Consider the following 21468-nt stretch of genomic DNA (forward strand, 5'->3'; position numbering starts at 1 on the left):
GGGTCCTGCACATAAAGCGCTAACCATTCGGCGGGGCAGGGCGGGATAGGTCGGATTTGAGGGATCGCGGCAAGGCGGCATTAACGCTTCCTCAAGCGGAAGGCCTGTCTATGGAGTGGGCCGGAAATGGTTCAAACGGAGACGTCCCCACGACAGGGGTCGGATCCGGGCCAGAAAGCCGCATCGGTCGACAATTTCGCCGGTTGCTGCTATCGAGGAAGCAAGATGGGGACGAGCGCCATAACCGTGTTGTGTACCAAGCGCGTCGCATCGCCTGCCAGAAAGCGGGCGGTCCAGTCAGCTGTTTTGCTTTCGGCCGCTGTTCTTCTGGCCGCCTGCGCGTCCAAGCCGCCGACGCCGACCAAGCGTTCCAAGGAATATTTTCCGGAAAGCGTCTACGGCGTAAAGGCCAGCCCGCGCGTCGTCGAATATGGCCAGCCCGTACCGCAGGGAGGCGGGCGCTATCTCGTCGGCAATGCCTATAAGGTCAAGGGCCGGACCTACACGCCCAAGGAATACAAGCGCTATACGGCGGTTGGCTATGCCTCCTGGTATGGTTCCGCCTTCCACGGTCGTCGTACCGCCAATGGCGAAGTCTACGACATGGACACGCTTTCGGCGGCGCATCCGACCATGCCACTGCCGAGCTATGCCCGCGTCACCAATCTGCGCAACGGCAGTTCGGTCGTCGTGCGCGTCAATGATCGCGGGCCCTATGAGCGCGATCGCGTGATCGATCTTTCCGCAAAAACCGCCGAAATGCTCGATGTCAGGCGGCATGGGTCGGTCAAGGTCAAGGTGGAGTATGTCGGTCCCGCCCGGATGGAGGGACACGACAAGCAGATGCTGATGGCAAGCTATGTGCCGCCGCGCGGCGGGGTGCCCGTCTATCGCGACGCGCCGCCGGCGAGCCGCGACACGATGATCGCCATGACGCCGCCGTCGAACAATCCGTCCGTCGTCCTCGCCATGGTGCCGATCCCGCGCTCTCGCCCCGACCTCGAGGGCGGCGTCGCGATCGATCCCTACCAGAATTACGAGATCCAGGCCGCTTCGATCGAGGTGCCGCGCTCGGGCCGGGCGGCGCGGAACGATGCTGCCTTTGCCGCCACCGAGGCGCCCGACAATGTCGCCGTGCCGCAGGTCGTCCAGGCGTCCGCGGCGGGCGAGGGCGGGTATCCCGAGGGCGGGACGAATTATGGCGAGCGTACGCTCGGCACCTTCACGACGTCGGAGCCCGTCAGCTTCGCCCCGGCTACCGGCGGCTCGGCCCGGTCGTCCTACGCGGAGTCCTCTTCGCTGTCGCCAGCGCAGATTGCCGCCGAAACCATGGCCTATCCGGGCCGCCAGAAGCTCCAGTTAGCGCTCGCTGGCGCCGTGGCGCGCCAGGCCGCCGAGCGCAGCGCCGAACTCGTCGAGATCCAGGTCGGCGTCTATTCGAGCGCTGACAACGCTGCCGTGATCGGCGGAAAGATCGGCCGCCTCGGCCATGTCCGGATCGCGGCCGTCTCGGTCGGCGGCAAATCGATGCAGGCCGTGCGGCTCTATGTCGATCCCTCGATCGGCGGCGATGCGGCCCTTCAGGCAGTTGCCGACGCCGGCGCGCGCGGAGCCTATGTCGTCACGCGCTGAGGGCTGGGATTGATCCTCGGCTTGCCTAGCTGGTAGCAATGCAGACCGCCGCCGCTTCGGCGTACGGACCCGTGTCTCATGTGTGCCAAAAGCCAGCCCCTGCGCCTTGTCGTTCTGGCCTTGCTTGCCGCTGCCGGGAGCCTTGCGGCTGCCTGCGCCGCGGCGGCGCAGGGTTATGACAGCAAGGCTCCCTACGCGATCCTGATCGACGTCGATTCCGGCGCCGTACTCTATCGCAAGGCCGACGACGTACCGTTCGAGCCGGCAGCGATGGTCAAGATGATGACCATGGCGGTGGTGTTCGATGCGATCGCGAGCGGGCAGATCTCCCTCGATCAGACATTTCCGGTCAGCGAGAGTTCGTGGCGGAAGGGCGGGGCGCCATCCGGCGGCGCAACCATGTTCGCGGCACTGAAATCGCAGGTTCCGGTATCCGACCTTCTGCGCGGCGCGATCGTGCAGGCCGGCAACGATGCCTGCCTCATCCTCGCCGAGGGAATAGCGGGGTCGGAGGAAGCGTTTGTCCGCCGCATGAACGACAAGGCGAGCGAATTGCAGTTGACGGGAAGCACCTTCACCAATGTGACGGGCCTCGACGACCCGGCGCAAAAGGTGACGGCGCGGGATCTGGCGACCATTGCCGACTATCTCATTCGCCGACATCCGGACCTCTATCGGATCTATGGCGAGCCGGACTTCACCTGGAACAAGATCTATCAGCGCAACCGCAATCCATTGCTGGGCGCAGGGCTCGGCGTCGACGGGCTTTCCACCGGCTCCACAGCTTCATCCGGTTTCGGACTGACGATTTCCGCCATCCAGGATGGCCATCGCACCACGCTGGTCGTCGGTGGGCTCGGCAGCGACAAGGATCGCACCGACGAGGCGAAGCGGCTGCTGGGCTATGCCAATAGCGGCTTCGAGCGCGTCCGCTTCTTCGCGCCGGGCGAGCCGCTGGCCGAGGCTCGTGTGTTCGGCGGCGCGGCCAGCACGGTTCCGCTCGCGACGGAGGAGGCGCTTGACATCCTGCTGGAGCGGGGCGCCCGTTCGCGCGTCCGAGCCCGCGCCATCTATACGGGGCCGCTCGTAGCTCCGGTTGCGAAGGGCGCGCAGGTCGGCGTGGTGCGCGTGTGGATCGGCGACGATGTCGCGGTCGAGAAGCCGGTCTACACGACGCAGACGGTTGCCGAGGGCAGCATGACCCAGCGCGCTATCGATGCGGTCAGCCAATTGCTGATCGGTTGGCTGTGACCGTGTCGGGACATTTCATTACCTTCGAAGGCGGGGAGGGGTCCGGCAAGTCGACCCAGGCCCGCCGTCTGGCGGAGCGCCTGCGCGAGACCGGGGCGACGGTCGTCGTCACGCGCGAACCGGGCGGCACCGAGACCGCTGAGCGGATCCGCGATTTCCTGCTGTCGGGACGCGGGGAGGGGTTCGGGGCCGAGGGGGAGGCAATCCTGTTCGCAGCCGCCCGCGCCGATCACGTCGACCGGGTCATCCGTCCGGCGCTGGAGCGCGGCGAGTGGGTGCTCTCCGATCGCTTCTTCGATTCAACCCGCGCCTATCAGGGCGGCGACGGTGTCGACGAGGCGCTGCTTTCGGCGCTCGAGCATCTTGCAGTCGGGAGCGTACGTCCGCATTTGACCTTGCTGCTTGACCTGCCCGTCGAGGCCGGACTTGCGCGGGCGGCCAAGCGGCGAGGCGAGGGCGATGTGCCGGACCGCTTCGAGCGCGAGACCGTGGAGCGGCATGACCGGCGCCGGCAAGCCTTTCTCGCCATCGCGTCCCGTGAGCCGGAACGCCTCATCATTGTCGATGCCTCCCGCGGCGAGGATGAGGTTGCCGCCCATGTCTGGCGGGCCGTGGAGCTTCGTCTGTTGACCTCGCAGGAAGCGCGCTGAAATGGCCGATGCCGCCGACATACTCGCGCCCGATGCCATCGAAGGCTGGCCGCTGCCGGAGGCGCAGGACGAATGGTATGGCAGCCCGGAGGTCGAGCGGCTGCTGATCGAGGCCTATCGCGGTGGGCGAATGCACCATGCCTGGCTGATCGGCGGACCGAAGGGGATCGGCAAGGCCACGCTCGCCTATCGCTTCGCCCGATTCGCGCTGGCCTATCCCGATCCTTCGGTGGCGCCGGATGCGGAGACGCTTGAGGTCTCGCCGAACGCACCCGCGGCACGCAAGATCGCGGCCGGTTCGCATCCGAACCTCCTGACCCTGTCGCGTCCCTATGACGAGAAGAACAAGCGCTTCCTGTCTTCGCTCTCGATCGATGAAGTCCGCCGCACGATCCCGTTCTTCGGCTCGACTGCTGGCGAGGCGGGCTGGCGAATCGCAATCGTCGATTCGGCTGAAGACATGAACATCAATGCAGCCAATGCCTTGCTGAAGATTCTTGAAGAGCCACCGAAGCGTTCGTTGTTTCTCGTGTTGTCCCATGCGCCGGGGCGGCTTCTGCCGACCATCCGCTCGCGCTGCCGGCGGCTCGATCTCGAACCGCTGCCGGCCGACGCGATCGAGCGCGCGCTGGCCCGTCACACCGATGCGGACGTCGATGCGCGGCGCTTCGCGGCGGAGGCGGGCAGGGGGAGCCTGCGCCGGGCGATCCGCTTCCTTGACGAGGACGTCGCCGCCATCGGCCGCGCCTTTGCGAGCGCGATCGGGTCGATGCCGGAGCTGAATGCGTCGTCGGCGCATGCGCTGGGCGACATTGTCGCGCAGCGTGGTGCGGACGAGGCTTTCGAGGGCTTCCAGGACCTCGTTTTCGACTGGCTGGCGCGGCGGGCGAGGGGAGAGGACGAACCGGCGGAGCTTGGCGCCCTGCCCCCGGCGGCGGCCGCCGTTCCGCTTGCGGCCTGGGCGGAGGTATGGGAAAAGGTCCGCCTTGCTTCGGCAGAGGTCGAGGCCCTCAATCTCGACCGCAAACAGTTTGTGCTCACGACTTTGACCATGCTCGCCCGCGCGACCCGAATGTGACGCTAGGAGAGGACCGGCCCCGCCGGTCCCGCTTCGGCATGGTGCGGAACATACGAAAGGCGAGCAGCCGATGACGGCGCCCAAATTCTACGTAACCACAGCGATTGCCTATCCGAACGGCGTGCCGCATATCGGCCATGCCTATGAGATTCTGGCAACCGACGCCCTGGCGCGGTTCAAGCGCCATGACGGCTACGACGTCCACTTCCTGACCGGCACGGACGAGCACGGCATCAAGATGGTGCAGACGGCGGCGCGCGAAGGCGTGTCGCCACGCGAACTGGCCGACCGCAACGTGCCGCGCTTCCAGGCGATGGCCGAGGCGCTGGACTGCTCCAACGACGATTTCATTCGCACGACCGAGCCGCGCCATCGTGCCGCCTCGCAGGCGATATGGGAGCGCATGCAGGCAGCGGGTGATATCTACAAGGACACCTATGCCGGCTGGTATTCCGTCCGCGACGAGGCGTACTACGCCGAGAGCGAGACGGAAGTTCGGGCCGACGGCGTTCGCTATGGTCCGCAGGGCACGCCGGTCGACTGGGTCGAAGAGGAGAGCTATTTCTTCCGCCTTTCAGCCTATCAGGACCGGCTGCTCGCTCATTTCGAGGCGCACCCGGAGTTCATCGGACCCGATGAGCGCCGCAACGAGGTGGTGAGCTTCGTCAAGGGCGGGCTCAAGGATCTGTCGATCTCGCGCACAACCTTCGACTGGGGCATTCCGGTGCCTGGCGATCCGAAGCATGTCATGTATGTCTGGGTCGACGCGCTGACGAACTACATCACCGGCGTCGGCTATCCCGATGTCGAGAGTGAGTCTTTCCGCCGCTACTGGCCAGCCGATCTGCACGTGATCGGCAAGGACATCGTCCGCTTCCACACGGTCTATTGGCCCGCTTTCCTATTCTCGGCAGGACTGGAACCGCCGAAGCGCGTCTTCGCGCATGGGTTCCTGTTCAACCGCGGCGAGAAGATGTCGAAGTCGGTCGGCAACGTCATCGACCCGTTCTCGCTGGTCGCGGAATATGGCGTCGATCCAGTGCGCTTCTTCTTCCTGCGCGAGGTGCCGTTCGGCCAGGACGGCAATTACAGTCACGAGGCGATCGTCAACCGCGTCAATGCCGACCTCGCCAATGACCTTGGTAATCTGGCGCAGCGCTCGCTTTCCATGATCGGCAAGAACCTTGACGGCGTCCTGCCCGAGCCGGGCGCTCTGACGGCCGAGGACGAGGCGATCCTGTCGGCCGCAGACGGATTGCTGCCGCTCTGCCGGGAAGCCTTCGACGGCCAGCAGATCCATCTGGCGTTGAATGCCGTCTGGGGGCTGGTCGCCGAGGCGAACCGCTATTTCGCCAATGCCGCGCCGTGGCAATTGCGCAAGACCGATCCGGCGCGGATGGGTACCGTCCTTTATGTGACGGCCGAATTGATCCGCCAGATCGCGATTCTCTCCCAGCCGGCCATGCCCGGCTCGGCGGCGAAACTGCTCGATTTGCTGGCGGTCCCGGCCGATCGCCGTGACTTCGATGCGCTTGGGCCGGTTGGTCGGCTCAAGGCTGGAGCCGTGCTGCCGCCGCCGGCTGGCGTGTTCCCACGCTATCAGGAGAAGGAAGAGGGCGCCGCCGGCTGACGGCGCGTTCTCGTGCTCATCTTGCGCCGAAGCGCTCGTTGATGCGCTGGACCGTCGCGACCGTCTCCGATTCGGCCGTGCGCCGAAGTGCGAACTCCTGTCCGGCATTGGCAATGTCCCGGCAGGCTAGGTCGTGTTCGCGGCACCATTCGACCTTTTCGATCAGATCGGAAAGGTCGGCCGCGACGGGAACGTAGTGGGTCCATTCGACGAGGTCGTCATAATACCACTGCCGGAATCCGCTCTGCGAGGAGACCTTCAGCACGCAGCAGCCGAGCAGCAGGCGGGTGTAGAAATTCGCCCAGCTATTGGTCGGGCCATCTATGTCGAGCGCGAATTTGACGTCGATCCAGCGAGACGGCGCGATCGAGCCGCCGAGGATGCCATGCGCTCCCAACGCCGCGGTGGCCTGGTGCTCGGCCTTGTCGCGGTGGGTCGACAGCAGCTTCACATCGACATCCGGCAGACCGCGCAGCGCAAGGCAGAGACGCACGCGCTGTTTCAATGCCGGGTCGTCGACTTCCATCGCTTGCGTCACCGTGAGTCCTTCGCCGGCAATGGCACCGCGCCAGAGCAGCGTGTCCCTACGCGCGTGCCACCGGTCCGGTTGGCTGTCGCCAAGCTCGCGGAATGGCTCATAGAGATGCGTGGTCATGAAGGCCGGATCTGGCACAAGAAAGGCTTGCGGCTCGTCGGAGCAGAAGGCCAGCTCCTCCGGTTGATTGCCGCCGCCATCCGAGATATTGGCGCTGATCGGCGCGAGCTCCCGCGAAGCGCGCGACAGGAGCCGGATCAGCGTCGGCAGTCGCCGCCACGTCATGCGGTAAAGTTCCCAGTCGCCGGCAAGGCGCTCCCGGTCGAGAATGATGCTCAGACGATTGCCTTCCCGTCCAAAAGCCACCTGATGGCGGTGACGGCTGCGCTCGCCGCCATGCTCGAAGGCGAGGGTGGGCGGGGAGGGGGTCATGGTAGGGAGGGCGGTGCCGAGCCGCCGCAGCATCGCCTCTTCCTTGAGGCGCTTCGGCACGGAGCCGAACAGGATCTTCTCGGTGGTTAGCAAAGCTGGCCCGACTCTCGCGACGCCGAAGGAGCGAAGTCTAGATTGCGGCGATCCGTACTGTCCAGAACGGTCGACAGGGCCGGCGTAAGCCGGTACTGACAGGGCCGATAAGCGGCGCCGATATCGTAAGGCGCCCGTACTTGAAGTCCATTGAAATGCTCGTAGACAGCCACTGCCATCTTGATTTTGCCGATTTCGACGCCGACCGCGCGGCGCTCATGGCCCGAGCGGCGGAGGCAGGCGTCGGATTGATGGTGACGATCTCCACGCGGATCGCGACTTTCCCGCGCGTCCTCGCGATCGCCGAGGGTCATGGCAACGTCTATTGCTCGGTCGGGGTTCATCCGAACAGCGCCCATGAGGAGCCGGACGTCACCACGGAAGAGGTTGTCGACCTGTCCCGCCACCCGAAGGTCGTTGCGATCGGCGAGGCCGGGCTCGACTATTTCTACGGCGCCGAGCACAAGGCAGTGCAGGCGGTCGGGCTTCGCCGCCACATCGCCGCGGCGCGGATCACCGGGCTGCCGCTCGTGATCCATGCCCGCAATGCCGATGACGACATGATCGCGATCCTGACTGAGGAGATGGGGCAGGGCGCCTTCCCGGCTATCCTGCATTGTTTCTCTTCAGGTCCTGAACTCGCGCGTGTCGGCGTCGAGCTCGGCCTTTATGTCTCCTTCTCTGGGATCCTGACCTTCCGCAACGCCGAGGCGATCCGTGAGGTCGCGCTCTCCGTTCCCAAGGATCGGCTTCTCGTCGAGACGGACGCGCCCTATCTGGCGCCCATTCCCCATCGCGGCCAGCGCAACGAGCCGGCCTATGTGCGCGATACTGCGAAGTTTCTGGGCGAGCTGATCGGCGTTGGCGACGAGATCGAGGCGATCACGACGGCGAATTTCCGCCGCCTGTTCGCGAAGATCCCGGCCGAGGCGTTCGAAAGCAAGGCGCCGTTTCATGGCTGATGGCGAATATGGCCACGGGCCTATCGAGCGGCTCCGCATCACCGTTCTGGGCTGCGGCGCCTCGCCGGGCGTGCCGCGCATCGGCAATGATTGGGGCGCCTGCGATCCATCGGAGCCCAAGAACCGTCGCACCCGCTCGGCGATCCTGATCGACGGCTTGCGTGCCGACCGGCCCTATCCGACACGCATTCTGGTCGATACGGGACCGGACCTGCGCAATCAGCTTCTGGACGCTCGCGTCGATCGGCTGGATGGCGTTCTCTACACTCACGCGCACGCCGACCACACCCACGGCATCGACGATCTCCGCGCCTTCTGGCTCGAGAGCCGCCGTCTCGTGCCGGTCTATACCGACGATTTCACCCAGGAGCGTCTTGAGGAGGCCTTCGGCTATTGCTTCCGAACGCCAGCCGGCGGGAGCTATCCTCCGATCCTTGGAAGGCGCCGCATCGTCGCCGGCTCCGCCTTTGCGGTCGACGGCCCAGGCGGCAAGGTCGAGATCCTGCCTTTCCGGCAGATACATGGCGATATCGACAGCCTCGGCTTCCGGATCGGCGATTTTGCCTATTCGAGCGATGTCAGCGACCTGCCGCCCGAGACGCTCCCTGCGCTGGTCGGGCTGGATCTCTGGATCGTCGATGCGCTGCGCTGGCGACCGCATCCGAGCCATTTCAGCGTCGATGAAACGCTGGCCTGGAAGGACCGTCTCGCGCCGCGCCGCACCGTCCTGACCCATATGCATGGCGACCTAGACTATCGATCGCTGACGTCGCAACTGCCGGGCGACGTCGCGCCGGCCTATGACGGGCTGGTCCTCGACATTTCGATGTGACGGCGCCGCCTGCCTGATCACGAAGCATGAATTGCTGCAATTTGACGAGATTGTTTCCTTGGCACGGCCCTCGCCCGCATGCCAATCTCCGGCCGGGCCGACAGATTCCGGGGCCGTATCGAAGAGGGAAGGGGATCTCGCCTGATGAAACTCCGCAATGCCGCCTGGTCCATTTTCGGCATCGTTGCGGTTCTCGTGTCCGGATACATCCTCTATCGCGAGTTCCGCCGCATCTCTTTCGCGGAGGTAGCGGACAGCCTTGCTGCGATCAGCATGCACAATTGGGTGCTATCCGCCGTCGCGACGCTCTGCGCCTATGGCGCGCTCGCCTGGTACGACCGGATCGCGATCGCCCATATCGGGGCTAAGAAGATCTCCTGGCTGTTTATTTCGGTCTGCTCGTTCACGACCTATGCGCTGTCGCATAATATCGGTGCCTCGGTCCTTTCCGGCGCCGTGGTGCGTTACCGCGCCTACACGACACGGGGGCTGACGCCGCAGGAGATCGGCCTGCTGATCGTCTTCTGCTCCTTCACCTTCGCGCTCGGCACGGTGCTGACGACCGGCGTCGTGCTCGTCGCTGGCCCGCACATTGTCTCTCGCTTGGTCAACATGCCACCATGGATGAGCGTTGCGATCGGTCTCGTTCTACTGGGGTTGGTGGCGCTGTATGTACTCGGTTCCTGGCGGCATTTTCCGCCGGTTCATTGGAAGCGCTTCCATATCCAGTATCCGCGCCTGCCGATCGTTGGCCGCCAGCTTCTTGCGGGCCCGATCGAACTCTGCAGCGCCGCGGCGATCATTTATTTCGCCCTGCCTGTGGCCGACAATCCGGGCTACCTGATCGTCCTTGGCGTCTTTCTCGCGTCTTTCACGCTTGCTCTGCTCTCGCATGCCCCCGGAGGACTCGGTGTCCTCGAAGTCACGTTTCTCGCGGCAATGCCGGAACTGAACCCCAACGACGTGCTCGCGGCCCTGATCGTGTTCCGGCTGCTTTACCTCCTCATCCCGTTTGCCATCTCGCTGGTGATCGTTCTGTTGTTCGAGCGCACGCAACTCGCTCGCACAGACTCATGATGCGGCAATATTTGGCCACATAGTGCCGAATATTGCCCTATTCACGTCGAAGTTGGGCCTGATTGCCGGTCCATGCTCCACCATGAAAGATGAGCAATTTTAGGGACTGTGCCATGGCTGGCTATCTTGTTGCCGAACGCGTGATCGAGCTGGCTCCCGAAGGGGAGGATGGGGCAGGGCACCTGGCCCGCTACGCCCTGTATGCCGCGGCCGCTGCTGCCGCGCTGGCCGGCGCCTGGCTCATCGCCGCTCCATCTTCGGGGAGCGCCCCTGCCCCTGGGGCGATGACGGCCCGCACGGCGGAACTTCCCGTCGCCGCGGAGATGCCCGCCTCCAACATTCGGCAGATCGACATGTCGAAGGCCGCAGCGCAGGACGGCGGCGTGGATAGCGCTTCGACGGCCGCCGGCCCGACAGCCTATTCCGCGCCTTCGGTGCCGGCCGCTCCTGCACCGGCGGCCGCGATGGCTGAAATGTCGATCCCACCGAAGCCGGTTCCGCGCCCCACGAATGTAACCGTCCGCCAGGCGCCGGTCATTGCAGCGGAGCCGGCCGCACGGATCGCCGCGCCGGCCATGCCGGCGGCTGAGCCCGCACCGCGCATGGTCCAGACTGGAGCACCGCCTCAGGACCTCGGCGTCCTGCGTGACGCGGCAGCGCCGTCCTATGCGGCCCCGGTTTATGTTCCGGCCCAGCCGCCGGCCGTGGCCTACGAGCCTTCGGGTCCGGTTCCGCCCATGCCGGTCGAAGACGCTGCCGCTACCGCGGCACCGGCCGGCACGCCCGTCCATCATCAGGGATTGCTGGGTGCCAGCGAGCGCGCCGTCGGTACGGCATGGAACTGGACGACGGGTACCGTGGGCGGCGTTGTCCGAGGCGTCCAGCAGAGCTTCTGACGGGTCGATCGTCAGGCCAGGGTCTTGTTGTGGCTCAAAGCGATTGCCGCCCGGCTAGCCAAGGCTGGTCGGGCGCCGACGGTGACAAATGCCAAGATCCAGCCTCGGTTCGCCTGAGCGTCAATTAGGTTCCATAATATATCTTATGCGAATTACGTGTAGACTGGAGCGGCGTGGATCAATCGTAGCCATTCCTCCCCCTCGCATGCCGTCGGGTGCTCTTTTCGATGGCGAACGCTGTAGCCCGGAATGTGTCCGTGTCCGTGTCCTTGGATCAAGGATCGGATGGCAATGCTGAGCGTAGTTGGGGACGCCCTGCCCGCTACGAGCCTGTAGGCGTCGCCACGGCGCTTGCCGGTCGGTCAGAGCCTAACGGCGCCGACATGTATGTTGACGTGCTTTGCCGTCAGGCCTTGACGGCGTGCCGCGGCGCGCGGACCTCGCCGCGGACGCTGCCGATCCCGAGTTCGAAGCTGTCGGCAATGCGGTTGGCGCGGTCGATGAAGATCGCCGCCGCGTCGGGCGGCATGATCTCGGCCGTCGTGGCGCGGAAGAGCGTCAGCCAGCGGTCAAAATGGGTCGCCTGGATCGGAAGGCGCAGATGCTTCTGCATCGGCCGGCCCTGATAGCGCCCGGTTCGCAGCACGACGTTGGACCAGAAGTCACAGAGCTTCTGGAGATGCTCCGGCCAATCGTCGATCTGTGCGTCGAAGACTGGACCGAGCAGCGGATCCAGCCGGACGCGATCATAGAAGGTGTGGACCAGCCTGCGGATCGAGGCTTCGTCCACGCCGGCGATTTTCTCGTTCCAGCCGCCCGTTTCCATGGTCGCTCCGTCTCCGCGGCGTCTTGTTGCCATCGCAGCTAAGCGCTGGGCTGTTGCCGAACAAGCCGCTGCGGCAAGCCGCCGCTAGGTTTCAATTGACAGATACCGGTCTCTTCGACAGATAAACGTCCAACACTAGAGAACGGTGAAAAGTCGGCCGTCCGCCGACCCGTTTCCGCGCGAAGCGCGGCGCGTTCGTCACCCGCCGAACGGACCGCCTGCCGATCACGCATATCGAGACTCTCATTTCATGAATAGCGAAGCCCCGCGCATTTCCTTCGTCAGCCTCGGCTGCCCCAAGGCGCTCGTCGATTCCGAGCGGATCCTGACGCATCTGCGTTCCGAGGGATACGAACTGTCGCGCCATCATGACGGCGCCGACGTCGTCATCGTCAATACATGTGGTTTCCTCGACAGCGCCAAGGCGGAGTCGCTCGAGGCGATCGGCCTGGCGATGAAGGAGAATGGCAAGGTCATCGTCACGGGCTGTATGGGCGCCGAGCCCGAGCAGATCCGCCACGCCTTCCCGAACGTGCTAGCGATCACCGGGCCACAGCAATATGAAAGCGTGCTCGGTGCCGTGCATCAGGCCGTACCGCCGGCGCACGATCCCTTTGTCGATCTCGTGCCGCCGCAGGGCATCAAGCTGACGCCGAGGCACTACGCCTATCTGAAGATCTCGGAAGGCTGCAACAATCGCTGTTCGTTCTGCATCATCCCGAAGCTGCGCGGCGATCTCGTCAGCCGGCCGGCTGGCGACGTGCTGCGCGAGGCCGAGCGTCTGGTGAAGGCGGGCGTCAAAGAGCTGCTGGTCATCTCGCAGGACACCAGCGCCTATGGCGTCGATTTGAAATATGCCGCGAGCCCGTGGCGCGACCGCGAGGTGAGGGCGAAATTCCTCGACCTTTCGGCGGCGCTGGGCGAACTTGGCGCCTGGGTGCGCATGCATTATGTCTACCCCTACCCTCACGTCGACGCCGTGGTCGAACTGATGGCCGAGGGCAAGATCCTCCCCTATATCGACATCCCGTTCCAGCATGCGAGCCCGTCCGTGCTGAAGGCGATGCGCCGGCCCGCGCATCAGGAAAAGACAGCCGAGCGCATTCATCGCTGGCGCGAGATCTGTTCGGACATGGCCATCCGCTCGACCTTTATCGTCGGGTTTCCCGGCGAGACGGACGAGGATTTCGAGTTCCTGCTTGATTGGCTCGATGAGGTGAAGCTCGACCGCGTCGGCTGCTTCAAGTTCGAGCCGGTCGACGGCGCCCCGGCCAACGAACTGGCCGGCGCCGTTCCCGAAGAGGTCAAGCAGCAGCGCTGGAACCGCTTCATGCAGCGCCAGCAGGCGATCAGCGCCAGGCAGCTGGCGAAAAAGGTCGGCCGCCGGGTGCAGGTCATCGTCGATGAGAGCTCGGGCCTGACGGCCAAGGCGCGCACTGTCTGGGACGCTCCCGAGATCGATGGTACTGTCCACCTCACGTCGCGCCGCCCGATCCGGGCCGGTGAGATCGTCACGGCAAGGATCGAAAGCGCGGATGCCTATGATCTCCACGCCGTGGTTGTCTGAGGCCCCTCGCGGCGAACATTCCTTAATTTCTGCCACCTAGAGTGGCCGCGACCGAACGGAATCGGCGCAAGGCATGGCGGGGGCTCGTTGTGCCCCGCTGCGATTCCCGCAGGACGGGCCACGCGCTTGTTTTCTCCGACCAACCGGCATTTCGCGGCCCTGGATGGCTGCCGTGGCTTCTGCGCTGCCATGGTCGCGATCTTCCACTTCAACGCCTATAGCCATTTCCGCCTGCTTGGCGTCGTTGCGAACGCCTATCTGTTTGTCGATTTCTTCTTTGTTCTGAGCGGCTTCGTCATCGCTGCCAACTATGCTCGGGACCTCCGGGAGGGCTTCGGGGTAGGGCGATTCATGCTGCTCCGGATGGGGCGCCTCTATCCGCTCCATGTCGCCATGTTGCTGGTGCTTGTGGTGCTCGAATGCCTCCCTCTCCTGCTTCGTGGGCTCGCAGGGCATGACGCCGCGCCATTCTCGACCGCCGATCGGGGGCTTGGCTCGCTTGCCGCCAATCTCTTCATGATCCAGGGACTTGGCTTCGAACGCTCGCTCACCTGGAATTTTCCGAGCTGGAGCATCAGCGCGGAACTCGCCACCTATCTCCTGTTCGCCTTCGTCGCGACCGCCCTCCCCGCCGGTCGTCTCGTTCGCCTACTGGTCGTGGTCGCGTTCACCTGTCCGCTTCTGCTTGGCTGGATCAGCCCGCGCAACATGGACGCGACCTATGATTTCGGCCTTATCCGCGCCATGGGAGGCTTCAGCGCCGGCGTGCTCGGCTACGCGCTCTATAGCGGCATCGATCTGCAGGCGTGGGCCGCTCGGCTGAGCCGGCCGCTTTGGACATTCATCGAGATCGCCACCGTCTTCGCCATCGTCGCCTTCGTATCGATTGCCGGGATCACGCCGCTGTCGTTGGCCGGGTCGCTGGTCTTCCTTGTCGGCGTTCTCGTTTTTGCGGTGGAGGGCGGGGCGGTCAGCGCCGGCCTTCGCTCGCGCCCTGCCCTCAGAGTCGGTGTCCTGTCCTATTCGATCTACATGGTGCATGTGCCGGTGCTGCATGTTCTGATGATGGCAGTCCACACGCTTGAGCGCCGCACCGGCATCGATTTGACGACGCCCGGCTTTCGCGATGGCCACCCGGCGCTGTTCGTCGGTCGCGAGCGCTGGCAGGGCGATCTGCTGACGCTGGGCGTCCTCGCTGTCGTGCTGGTCGCCTCGTCGGTGACCTATGCATGGATCGAAACGCCGGGCCGGCGCTGGACGCGCCGCATCGTCGACCGCCACTTGCCCGGCAAGTTGAAGGGGCGCTTCGAGGCGAGGGACGCCCTGCCCTCCTAGCCGGCGTTGTCGATCAGCAGCGCCGCATAGCGCTTCAGCGTCTCTTCCGGCACGCGGCCGATCAGCATGCGCGCAAAGCCGCCGCTTGCCCAATGGACGACGTTGAATCCGTCCACCACAATCGCCGTGGGCGGCGTCTCGCGCTTGTTTGGATCGGTGATCAGGCAGAACGCGATCGGCTCGCCGTCGCGGTTCAGATAGGCGATCTGCGCCAATGGACGGCCGGCGAAATCGAAGATCGTCGCACCTCGAAATGACGCATCCGGCAAGGCCACGTTCTGCATGGCGAGCGGCAGGCCGAGCCGTTCGGCAGCGAGCTGCAACTGGCGCGCGGCGTGGTCGGCGGTGGGTTCGATGGCCAGCGTATCGGGCGTTGTCAGCCGCCAATATTCGGCTACGGCCTCCCGCCAGGTTTCGGGCGGACCACTGGACGGCGCGCCGAGAACCGCGTAGCCGATCCAGATACCGGCAATGCCGGCGATGACCGCCGTCAAGACCGGGGCGAGCGCGATGCGGAAGAGCGGCCAGGGCTTGCGGCGCACCGGCTCCTGGACGGGTGCCCTTGGCGGGGCCTGATCGGCAATGGCACGGTCGAGGATGGCGTCGAGGCGCTCGATCGGCGCTGTATCCAGCAGGAAGTCGAAGGCCGGACGAATCCCCTGCCCGCTCCGCTCCAGGCGTGCGAATTGATCCCGCAAGGCGGCATCCCCGCCGAGGCGGGCGATGATCGCTTCGCCTGTATCCGGCTCGATCTCTCCGTCGAGCAGGGCGACGAGAGCGTCGCGGTCGGTTGGATCGATCTCCGCCATCTAGTCCCGCCCCCTTTCCGTAGTTTCGGCCAGCTTTTCGCGGGCCGCGGCCAGCCGGCTCATGATTGTCCCGATCGGCACCCCGAGCAGATCCGCCGCCTCGCGATAAGCGTAGCCTTCGCCATAGACGAGAAGGACCGTCTCCCGCTGCGCCTCCGGAAGTCTTCCGATCCGCTCTAACAGTTGAGCCGCCAGAATATTCGTTTCGATCTCATGGGCGCCGTCGACCACAAGCGCGATCTCGGCATCGACCTCACCGGTCCCGTGCCGCACACGGCGCGCGCGCAGGTCGTTGATCCATATGGAATGCAGGATCGTAAACAGCCAACGATCCAGCCTTGTGCCGGATTGAAACTGCTCGGCGCGCTCCAGCGCCCGCAGGCAGGTCGCCTGAACCAGTTCTTCAGCTGTATCCCGATTGCGGGACAGCACGAGGCCATAACGCCAGAGGGCCGCCAGATGGACCCGCAATCCGCTTTTCACCTCTTCGTGACCGGGAGTGACCATGCGGGGAGCGAATAAGACCGACTTGGGGGCTGTTCATCGCGTGCCTTCGCAATCGGGCGACGGCGCATCAGGAGAGATCCATGACTATCATGTCTCAATCGGCGAAGCGATCCGTCGTCGCCCTGGCTATGGCCGGTTTCTGTGGTCTCGTCGCCTCCTCCGCCTTTGCGGCGAGCGGAAGTGGCGGCGGTAGCGGTGGCGGTGGTGGCGGGGGCAGCAACAGCGTGCCGGCCCAGCAGGTGTGCAACAAGGGCTGGGTGTGGAGCAAGGCGGTGCAGCGCTGCGTGAAGGCCAATTCCGGCAGTCTCGACGACAAGCAATTGCTGGAGCAGGGCCGGGCTCTTGCCCTTTCTGGCTACTACGACAACGCCCTCGCCGTTCTCGACGCCGTCTCCAACAAGAACGACGCCGTGGTGCTGACCTATATCGGCTACAGCCATCGCAAGATGGGCGATACCGACGTCGGCATCGGCTATTACAAGCAGGCCCTCGCCATCGATCCGCACAATCTGAACACTCGCGAATATCTTGGCGAAGGCTATATGAGCGCCGGAAAGCTGGAACTCGCCCAGGCCGAGCTGGCCACGATCGAGCAGCTATGCGGCAACCGCGAATGCGAGCAGTATCAGGATCTCGCCAACGCGCTCGCCGGCAGGCCGGAATAGCGGGCCGACCAGGCAGAAGGTCCAACAAGATCATGCTCGACCGTTCATCCACCGTCCCGGCGGCGCCCTTGGGCGCTGTCGCTGCCCTCAACGTGTCCATGCGCTCGCTCGTCACCGCGACGCCGCCGCACAAAGTTCCCCAAGCCCTCGCGAAGGAGCGGGCGCGGGAGGTTTTCGCCAGCCGGATGCCGTTCTTCCCCCAGCTGGAACAAGTGTTCGACAACGCCGCGATCGACTACCGCTATTCCTGCCTGCCGGTTGAATGGTTCCTCGGACCGGCCGATTTCGGCGAGAAGACTCGCCTTTATGTCGAGCATGCCACGGCTTTGGCTGAGGACGCGGCTCGCCGCGCGCTGGAGGCCGCGGCGATGACCGAAGCCGACATCGACGCCATCGTCTTCGTCAGCTCGACGGGCATCTCGACGCCGAGTATCGAGGCGCGGCTGATGAACCGGATGCCGTTCCGCAGCGATGTCATGCGTCTGCCGATCTTCGGGCTCGGCTGCGCGGGCGGCGTGATCGGCATGACGCGAGCTGCCCAGATGGCCCGGTCGCAGCCGGGTCTGAACGTGCTTCTGATCGTCGTCGAGCTTTCCTCCCTCGCGTTCCGCTATGACCGGATCAGCAAGGCCAACATGGTTGCCTGTGCCCTTTTCGGGGACGGTGCGGCGGCGGCTATCCTGTCGAGCGACACGGAAGGCGCCGGCGGCATCACGATCGGCGACGGAGGCGAGCATTGCTGGCCTGGAACGCTGGGCGTGATGGGCTGGGATGTCGACGGTCAGGGGCTGGACGTGATCTTCCAGCAGAGCATTCCGGAGATCACCGCCCGCGACTATCCCGGTGCGCTGGATGGTTTTCTCGCTCGTCGGGGCCTCACCCGTTCGGCGATCGATCGGCCGTGCTGTCATCCTGGCGGCGCCAAGGTAGTCGTCGAGCTGGAACGCGTCTTCGGCTATGGCGAGGGTGAACTGGACGCCGAACGCCGTGTGCTGCGCAATTATGGCAACATGTCAGCGCCGACTGTGCTCTTCGTCCTTGACGATCTGATCCGCAACGGCGCCAGCGGCCAATTGCTGCTCTCCTCCCTTGGGCCGGGCTTCACGGCGGCGTTCCAATTTGTCGAAGTGGGAGCGTCACGTAGCGCGTCATGACGCTTTTCTGGATCTATGCCTTGCTGGGTTTCGTCGTGCTGCAGCGCGGAATTGAACTCGCCTACGCACGACGAAATGCCGCCCGGCTGCTGGCCCGGGGTGGACGCGAGGTTGGGGGCGAGCACTATCCGCTCTTCATCGCGCTGCATGCATCGTGGCTCGCCGCGCTTATTTTGCTCGCTCGGCCAACGGAGAATGTTCCTTGGCTGCTGCTCGCAATCTTCGCCGTCCTGCAGATGTTGCGAATCTGGATTATCGCGAGCCTCGGGCCTTATTGGACGACGCGGATCGTGACCCTGCCCGATGCGCCCCTTCAGCGGCGTGGACCTTATCGCTGGCTCGAGCACCCAAACTATCTGCTTGTCGCTGCCGAGATCCCGGTTCTGCCGCTGATCCTGAATCTGCCAGTTGTGGCGCTGTTGTTTGGATTGCTCAATGCGGCGTTGCTGACCTACCGAATCCATGTTGAGGATCGGGCTCTGAAGCCGCGCAGGAGGGTCGCCGCTTCAGACTGAGAGCAGCGTTTCCAGTGCCCGGGCGACGATCTCGGTCGCGGCGCGCAAATCGTCGAGACGCAGATGCTCGTCGGCCGAATAGGCATTGGCCTCGACGATGGAGCGGGGCCCGGCGCCATAGAGCACGGTCGGAATGCCGGCCGCCGCATAGTGACGGGCATCTGTGAAGAGCGGCACGCCCGTAACCTCGATCGGCACGCCCAGAACGGCCTCCGCCGGCGTCTTCAACGCCGCCACGAGCTGTTCCACGCCAGGCAGCGGCCGGAGCGGCTCGGCGAGCAGTATGCGCCGGCATTCGATCTCGATGCCTGGTGTCGGCACAGCTGCCGCCTCGATCCGCTCGATCAGTTCCGCCTCGACCGTCTCACCGTCTTCTTCCGTGATCAGCCGCCGGTCGATCCGGATGACGATCCGCTCCGGCACGACATTGGTGTTCGTGCCGCCGGAGATGAGGCCGACCGTGATCTGCGGCGAACCGATGCCGGGATCGGCGGAGACGATGGATGCAAGGCGCCTCCGCTCGGCATAGATCGCGGCAAGGATTGGCACCGTCGCCTCCAGTGCGTCCGCACCGGCGGAAGGAACGGAGGAATGGGCCTGTCGGCCCCGCACGATGACTTCGAGATGCAGCACGCCGCTATGGGCCGTCGTGATCGCATAGGAGAAGCCGGCAGTAATTGCATAGTTCGCGCGGCTATGGCCGTGTTCGAGCAACCATTTCGGCCCGACGAATCCGCCGCTCTCCTCGTCATAGGTGAAGTGCAGTTCGACGCCGCCGTCGAGCGGCTTCCTGGATTTCCCGAGGGCGAGCAGCGCGAAGGCATAGGTGGCGAAGTCGGATTTCGATACGGCAGCGCCGCGCCCATAAATCGCGCCGCGACGCTCGTCGGCGCCATAGGGGTCGGTTGACCAGCCCTCCCCCGGCGGCACCACGTCGCCATGCGCATTGAGGGCGATCACCGGGCCCCTGCCCACGCCAAAGCTGCGGCGGACGATGAGGTTGACGATACTCTTCAGGCCATATTGCCGTGCGAAGGGGTCGGGAACCGGGTGGATTTCGACATGGAAGCCCAATTCCTGAAGCATGGCAGCCACGGCTTCGGCATGCGGTGCGCAGTCGCCCGGCGGGTTGCTGCTCGGCAGGCGGATCAGAGCCTTCAGAAATTCGACCTCGCGACCGAAATTTGCGTCGACCGCTTCGCGGATCATCGCTCGGCACTCTCCTGGCGGGCGATCTCGGCAATGGTGCCGACCAGCGCCTCCACGGCCGCGCCCATGTCGTCGATTGTCACCGACTCGTTGGGATTATGGCTGATGCCGGCCCGGCAGCGCACAAAGATCATACCGAAATCGCCGAGCTGGACCATGGACTGGCCGTCATGACCGGCCCCGGACATCAACGCACGCGCCGGCTTGCCCTGGATGGCGGCAACCGCCGTGCCGATCGCCTTTTGCAGGCGCGGCGCACAACGCGCGACGGACTTTTCCATCATCGTCTCGACGCCCACGACCACATGCCGGCGGCGGTCGATCTTGCGAGCGAAATTCTTGATCGTCTCGACGGCCGCCTGCCGCGCCGCATCGTCGGCAGCCCGGACATCAACGGTGAAGCGGACATCGGCCGGGATGACGTTGGAAGCGCCTGGCATCACCTCGACATGACCGACTGTCGCCACCAGCGAGTGCTTCTTGCCCTTCCGGGCGATCGCCTCGATTTCGAGAATGATCTCGGCCGCCGCCGTCAGCGCGTCGTGGCGCATGCCCATCGGTACGGTACCGGCATGCCCCGCCTCGCCCTTGATCCGCACGCGGTGGCGGCTCTGGCTGGCGATGGCCGTGACCACGCCGAGCGGCTCGTTCACCCGCTCCAGTACCGGCCCCTGCTCAATATGGACTTCGAGATAGCCTAGCACGCCAGGGCGGGCATAGGCCTCCTGCTGCAAGCGCGTGGGATCGCCGCCGAACGCAGTCAGTGCGGCGGCGAGCGATGTATCGCCCTCATCCGTGACGGCAAGGGCCTTCGGATCGAAGACGCCAGCGGCAACCGCCGAACTCGTCAGCGTTACCGGGAAGCGCACGCCCTCCTCGTCCCCAAAGGCGAGGATTTCCAGGCCGAAGGGCAATTTCACTCCCCTCGCCTTCAGCGTCTCGACAGCAAGGACGGCCACCACGACGCCCAAATTGCCGTCATAGCGGCCGGCATCGATGACCGTGTCGATATGCGAGCCGATCAAGAGAGCCTTGTTGGAGCTCTTCCCCGAGCGGCCAGGCGGCAGCGAGCCGCGCATCGTGCCGGCAGCGTCCATGCGGACGGAAAGACCGCTGGCAGCCATCCATTCGCCGACCAGTTCGGCGGCACGCTTATGCTCAGGCGTCAGATAGAGGCGGGTCAGTCGATCCGGATCGGCCGAGATCGCCGCGAGCGCATCGATCATGCGCTGGGCCTTTTCGCCGAGTTCACGCATCGACGGCGCACTGGACGCTACCGCGCTCATGACGCGACCCGGTCCTCAAGGCGGAAGCGCAGGATCCGCTGGACCTGGCCGAGCGCCGTCTGGAACTCCGTCTCCGGATCGTTGGGGAGCCGTTCCTGGAAGGCGGCGATGATCTGCGCCTTGGTCGAACCTTTCACCGCGCGGATGAACGGGATGCCATGGCGGGCGCGGTAGCGTGTGTTCAGATCGGTGAAGAACGCGTATTCCTCGGACGTCATCCGATCGAGACCAGCGCCGGATTGCTCGTTGTAGGATTCAGGCGCGAGCGAACCCGCGATCGCGGCCTTGCCGGCGAGATCCGGGTGCTCGCGCAGCAAAGCGAGCTGGGCTTCGCGGTCCATTTCGGCCATGGCGCGGTGGAAGGCAGCGACCAGCGCCGCGTGATCCAGAAACGGCGCGAAGGCGAAAGCCGCCTCCGCAACCCATGGAGAATGCTCGGCAATATCGCCGAAGGCGGCCACGAAGGCCGCCTCGTCCATGCGGTTGACTTCGTCGAGCGTCAGCGGCGGATTCGGCATGGGGTCCCG

Annotated in this window: 21 protein-coding genes; 14 read left to right on the plus strand and 7 right to left on the minus strand. The window is 65.0% G+C overall.

The genetic code is table 11. The annotated features are described in order from the left end of the window. Positions 1 to 306 precede the first annotated feature (306 nt). From OSH05_RS25210 to metG, 5 genes are all read left to right on the plus strand, one after another. Positions 307 to 1632 carry a septal ring lytic transglycosylase RlpA family protein gene (locus OSH05_RS25210; protein ID WP_407660394.1) on the plus strand — a complete coding sequence of 442 codons (1326 nt, stop codon included), beginning with the start codon at positions 307 to 309 and terminating at the stop codon, positions 1630 to 1632. A gap of 78 nt (positions 1633 to 1710) precedes the next feature. Beyond that, entirely contained in the window at positions 1711 to 2883 is a 1173-nt protein-coding gene (locus OSH05_RS14785) for a D-alanyl-D-alanine carboxypeptidase family protein (protein ID WP_104218862.1), read from the plus strand. Further along, entirely contained in the window at positions 2880 to 3533 is a 654-nt protein-coding gene (gene tmk / locus OSH05_RS14790; protein WP_266352516.1) for a dTMP kinase, read from the plus strand. The genes OSH05_RS14785 and tmk overlap by 4 nt, the downstream gene beginning before the upstream one ends. 1 nt (position 3534) lies before the next feature. Then, positions 3535 to 4611 (plus strand): DNA polymerase III subunit delta', encoded by a 1077-nt coding sequence (locus tag OSH05_RS14795; protein WP_104218863.1) that lies wholly within the window; start codon positions 3535 to 3537, stop codon positions 4609 to 4611. A gap of 70 nt (positions 4612 to 4681) precedes the next feature. After that, positions 4682 to 6241, plus strand: coding sequence for a methionine--tRNA ligase (gene metG, locus OSH05_RS14800; protein WP_104218864.1), 1560 nt, complete (start codon positions 4682 to 4684; stop codon positions 6239 to 6241). A gap of 16 nt (positions 6242 to 6257) precedes the next feature. On the opposite strand, the gene OSH05_RS14805 is transcribed toward metG, so the two are convergent. Beyond that, positions 6258 to 7301, minus strand: a complete 1044-nt coding sequence (locus OSH05_RS14805; protein ID WP_104218865.1) for a glycosyl transferase family 90 — start codon at positions 7299 to 7301, stop codon at positions 6258 to 6260. 155 nt (positions 7302 to 7456) lie between these two features. On the opposite strand from OSH05_RS14805, the gene OSH05_RS14810 reads away from it, so the two are divergent. The 4 genes from OSH05_RS14810 to OSH05_RS14825 all read left to right on the plus strand — a co-directional run bounded on the left by OSH05_RS14810 (position 7457) and on the right by OSH05_RS14825 (position 11068). Next, on the plus strand, positions 7457 to 8263 hold the full coding sequence (locus OSH05_RS14810) for a TatD family hydrolase (protein WP_104218866.1): 807 nt from the start codon (positions 7457 to 7459) through the stop codon (positions 8261 to 8263). Beyond that, positions 8256 to 9095, plus strand: a complete 840-nt coding sequence (locus OSH05_RS14815) for an MBL fold metallo-hydrolase (RefSeq protein WP_104218867.1) — start codon at positions 8256 to 8258, stop codon at positions 9093 to 9095. Before OSH05_RS14810 ends, OSH05_RS14815 begins: the two co-directional genes overlap by 8 nt. 144 nt (positions 9096 to 9239) lie before the next feature. After that, positions 9240 to 10172, plus strand: a complete 933-nt coding sequence (locus tag OSH05_RS14820) for a lysylphosphatidylglycerol synthase transmembrane domain-containing protein (RefSeq protein WP_207778741.1) — start codon at positions 9240 to 9242, stop codon at positions 10170 to 10172. Between the two features lie 113 nt (positions 10173 to 10285). Next, complete coding sequence (locus tag OSH05_RS14825; RefSeq protein ID WP_104218868.1) at positions 10286 to 11068, plus strand: hypothetical protein; 783 nt, start codon at positions 10286 to 10288, stop codon at positions 11066 to 11068. Between the two features lie 406 nt (positions 11069 to 11474). Here OSH05_RS14825 and OSH05_RS14830 read toward each other — a convergent pair whose 3' ends face one another. Then, positions 11475 to 11894, minus strand: coding sequence for a group III truncated hemoglobin (locus OSH05_RS14830; RefSeq protein WP_104218869.1), 420 nt, complete (start codon positions 11892 to 11894; stop codon positions 11475 to 11477). A 250-nt stretch (positions 11895 to 12144) separates the two neighbouring features. On the opposite strand from OSH05_RS14830, the gene rimO reads away from it, so the two are divergent. Both rimO and OSH05_RS14840 read left to right on the plus strand, forming a co-directional pair. Further along, positions 12145 to 13461: a 30S ribosomal protein S12 methylthiotransferase RimO gene (gene rimO / locus OSH05_RS14835; protein ID WP_104218870.1), complete on the plus strand. Its 1317-nt coding sequence runs from the start codon at positions 12145 to 12147 to the stop codon at positions 13459 to 13461. 126 nt (positions 13462 to 13587) lie between these two features. Further along, the gene (locus OSH05_RS14840; protein WP_104218871.1) at positions 13588 to 14796 is read left to right on the plus strand and encodes an acyltransferase family protein; all 1209 of its coding nucleotides are present in this window, start codon (positions 13588 to 13590) and stop codon (positions 14794 to 14796) included. Here OSH05_RS14840 and OSH05_RS14845 read toward each other — a convergent pair. Then, a complete protein-coding gene (locus OSH05_RS14845) occupies positions 14793 to 15605 on the minus strand; it encodes an anti-sigma factor (RefSeq protein ID WP_104218872.1) in 813 nt (270 codons plus the stop codon). The genes OSH05_RS14840 and OSH05_RS14845 overlap by 4 nt on opposite strands. Next, positions 15606 to 16112, minus strand: a complete 507-nt coding sequence (locus OSH05_RS14850; protein ID WP_104218873.1) for an RNA polymerase sigma factor — start codon at positions 16110 to 16112, stop codon at positions 15606 to 15608. 80 nt (positions 16113 to 16192) lie between these two features. Here OSH05_RS14850 and OSH05_RS14855 point away from each other — a divergent pair, with 80 nt between their 5' ends. Genes OSH05_RS14855 through OSH05_RS14865 form a run of 3 tightly spaced genes read left to right on the plus strand, consistent with a single transcriptional unit; the run spans position 16193 to position 18446 of the window. After that, positions 16193 to 16777 (plus strand): tetratricopeptide repeat protein, encoded by a 585-nt coding sequence (locus OSH05_RS14855; RefSeq protein ID WP_104218874.1) that lies wholly within the window; start codon positions 16193 to 16195, stop codon positions 16775 to 16777. 32 nt (positions 16778 to 16809) lie between these two features. Then, positions 16810 to 17931 carry a type III polyketide synthase gene (locus tag OSH05_RS14860; protein WP_165801563.1) on the plus strand — a complete coding sequence of 374 codons (1122 nt, stop codon included), beginning with the start codon at positions 16810 to 16812 and terminating at the stop codon, positions 17929 to 17931. Beyond that, entirely contained in the window at positions 17928 to 18446 is a 519-nt protein-coding gene (locus OSH05_RS14865) for an isoprenylcysteine carboxyl methyltransferase family protein (RefSeq protein ID WP_104218875.1), read from the plus strand. The genes OSH05_RS14860 and OSH05_RS14865 overlap by 4 nt, the downstream gene beginning before the upstream one ends. Here OSH05_RS14865 and OSH05_RS14870 read toward each other — a convergent pair. Genes OSH05_RS14870 through uraD form a run of 3 tightly spaced genes read right to left on the minus strand, consistent with a single transcriptional unit; the run spans position 18438 to position 21459 of the window. Then, entirely contained in the window at positions 18438 to 19655 is a 1218-nt protein-coding gene (locus tag OSH05_RS14870; protein WP_104218876.1) for a M20/M25/M40 family metallo-hydrolase, read from the minus strand. The two genes, OSH05_RS14865 and OSH05_RS14870, sit on opposite strands and share 9 nt — an antisense overlap. Further along, a complete protein-coding gene (locus OSH05_RS14875; RefSeq protein ID WP_104218877.1) occupies positions 19652 to 20941 on the minus strand; it encodes an allantoate amidohydrolase in 1290 nt (429 codons plus the stop codon). Before OSH05_RS14875 ends, OSH05_RS14870 begins: the two co-directional genes overlap by 4 nt. Further along, positions 20938 to 21459: a 2-oxo-4-hydroxy-4-carboxy-5-ureidoimidazoline decarboxylase gene (gene uraD / locus OSH05_RS14880; protein ID WP_266352517.1), complete on the minus strand. Its 522-nt coding sequence runs from the start codon at positions 21457 to 21459 to the stop codon at positions 20938 to 20940. The genes OSH05_RS14875 and uraD overlap by 4 nt, the downstream gene beginning before the upstream one ends. Positions 21460 to 21468 lie beyond the last annotated feature (9 nt).

Source organism: Kaistia algarum, assembly GCF_026343945.1.
Classification (GTDB): domain Bacteria; phylum Pseudomonadota; class Alphaproteobacteria; order Rhizobiales; family Kaistiaceae; genus Kaistia; species Kaistia algarum.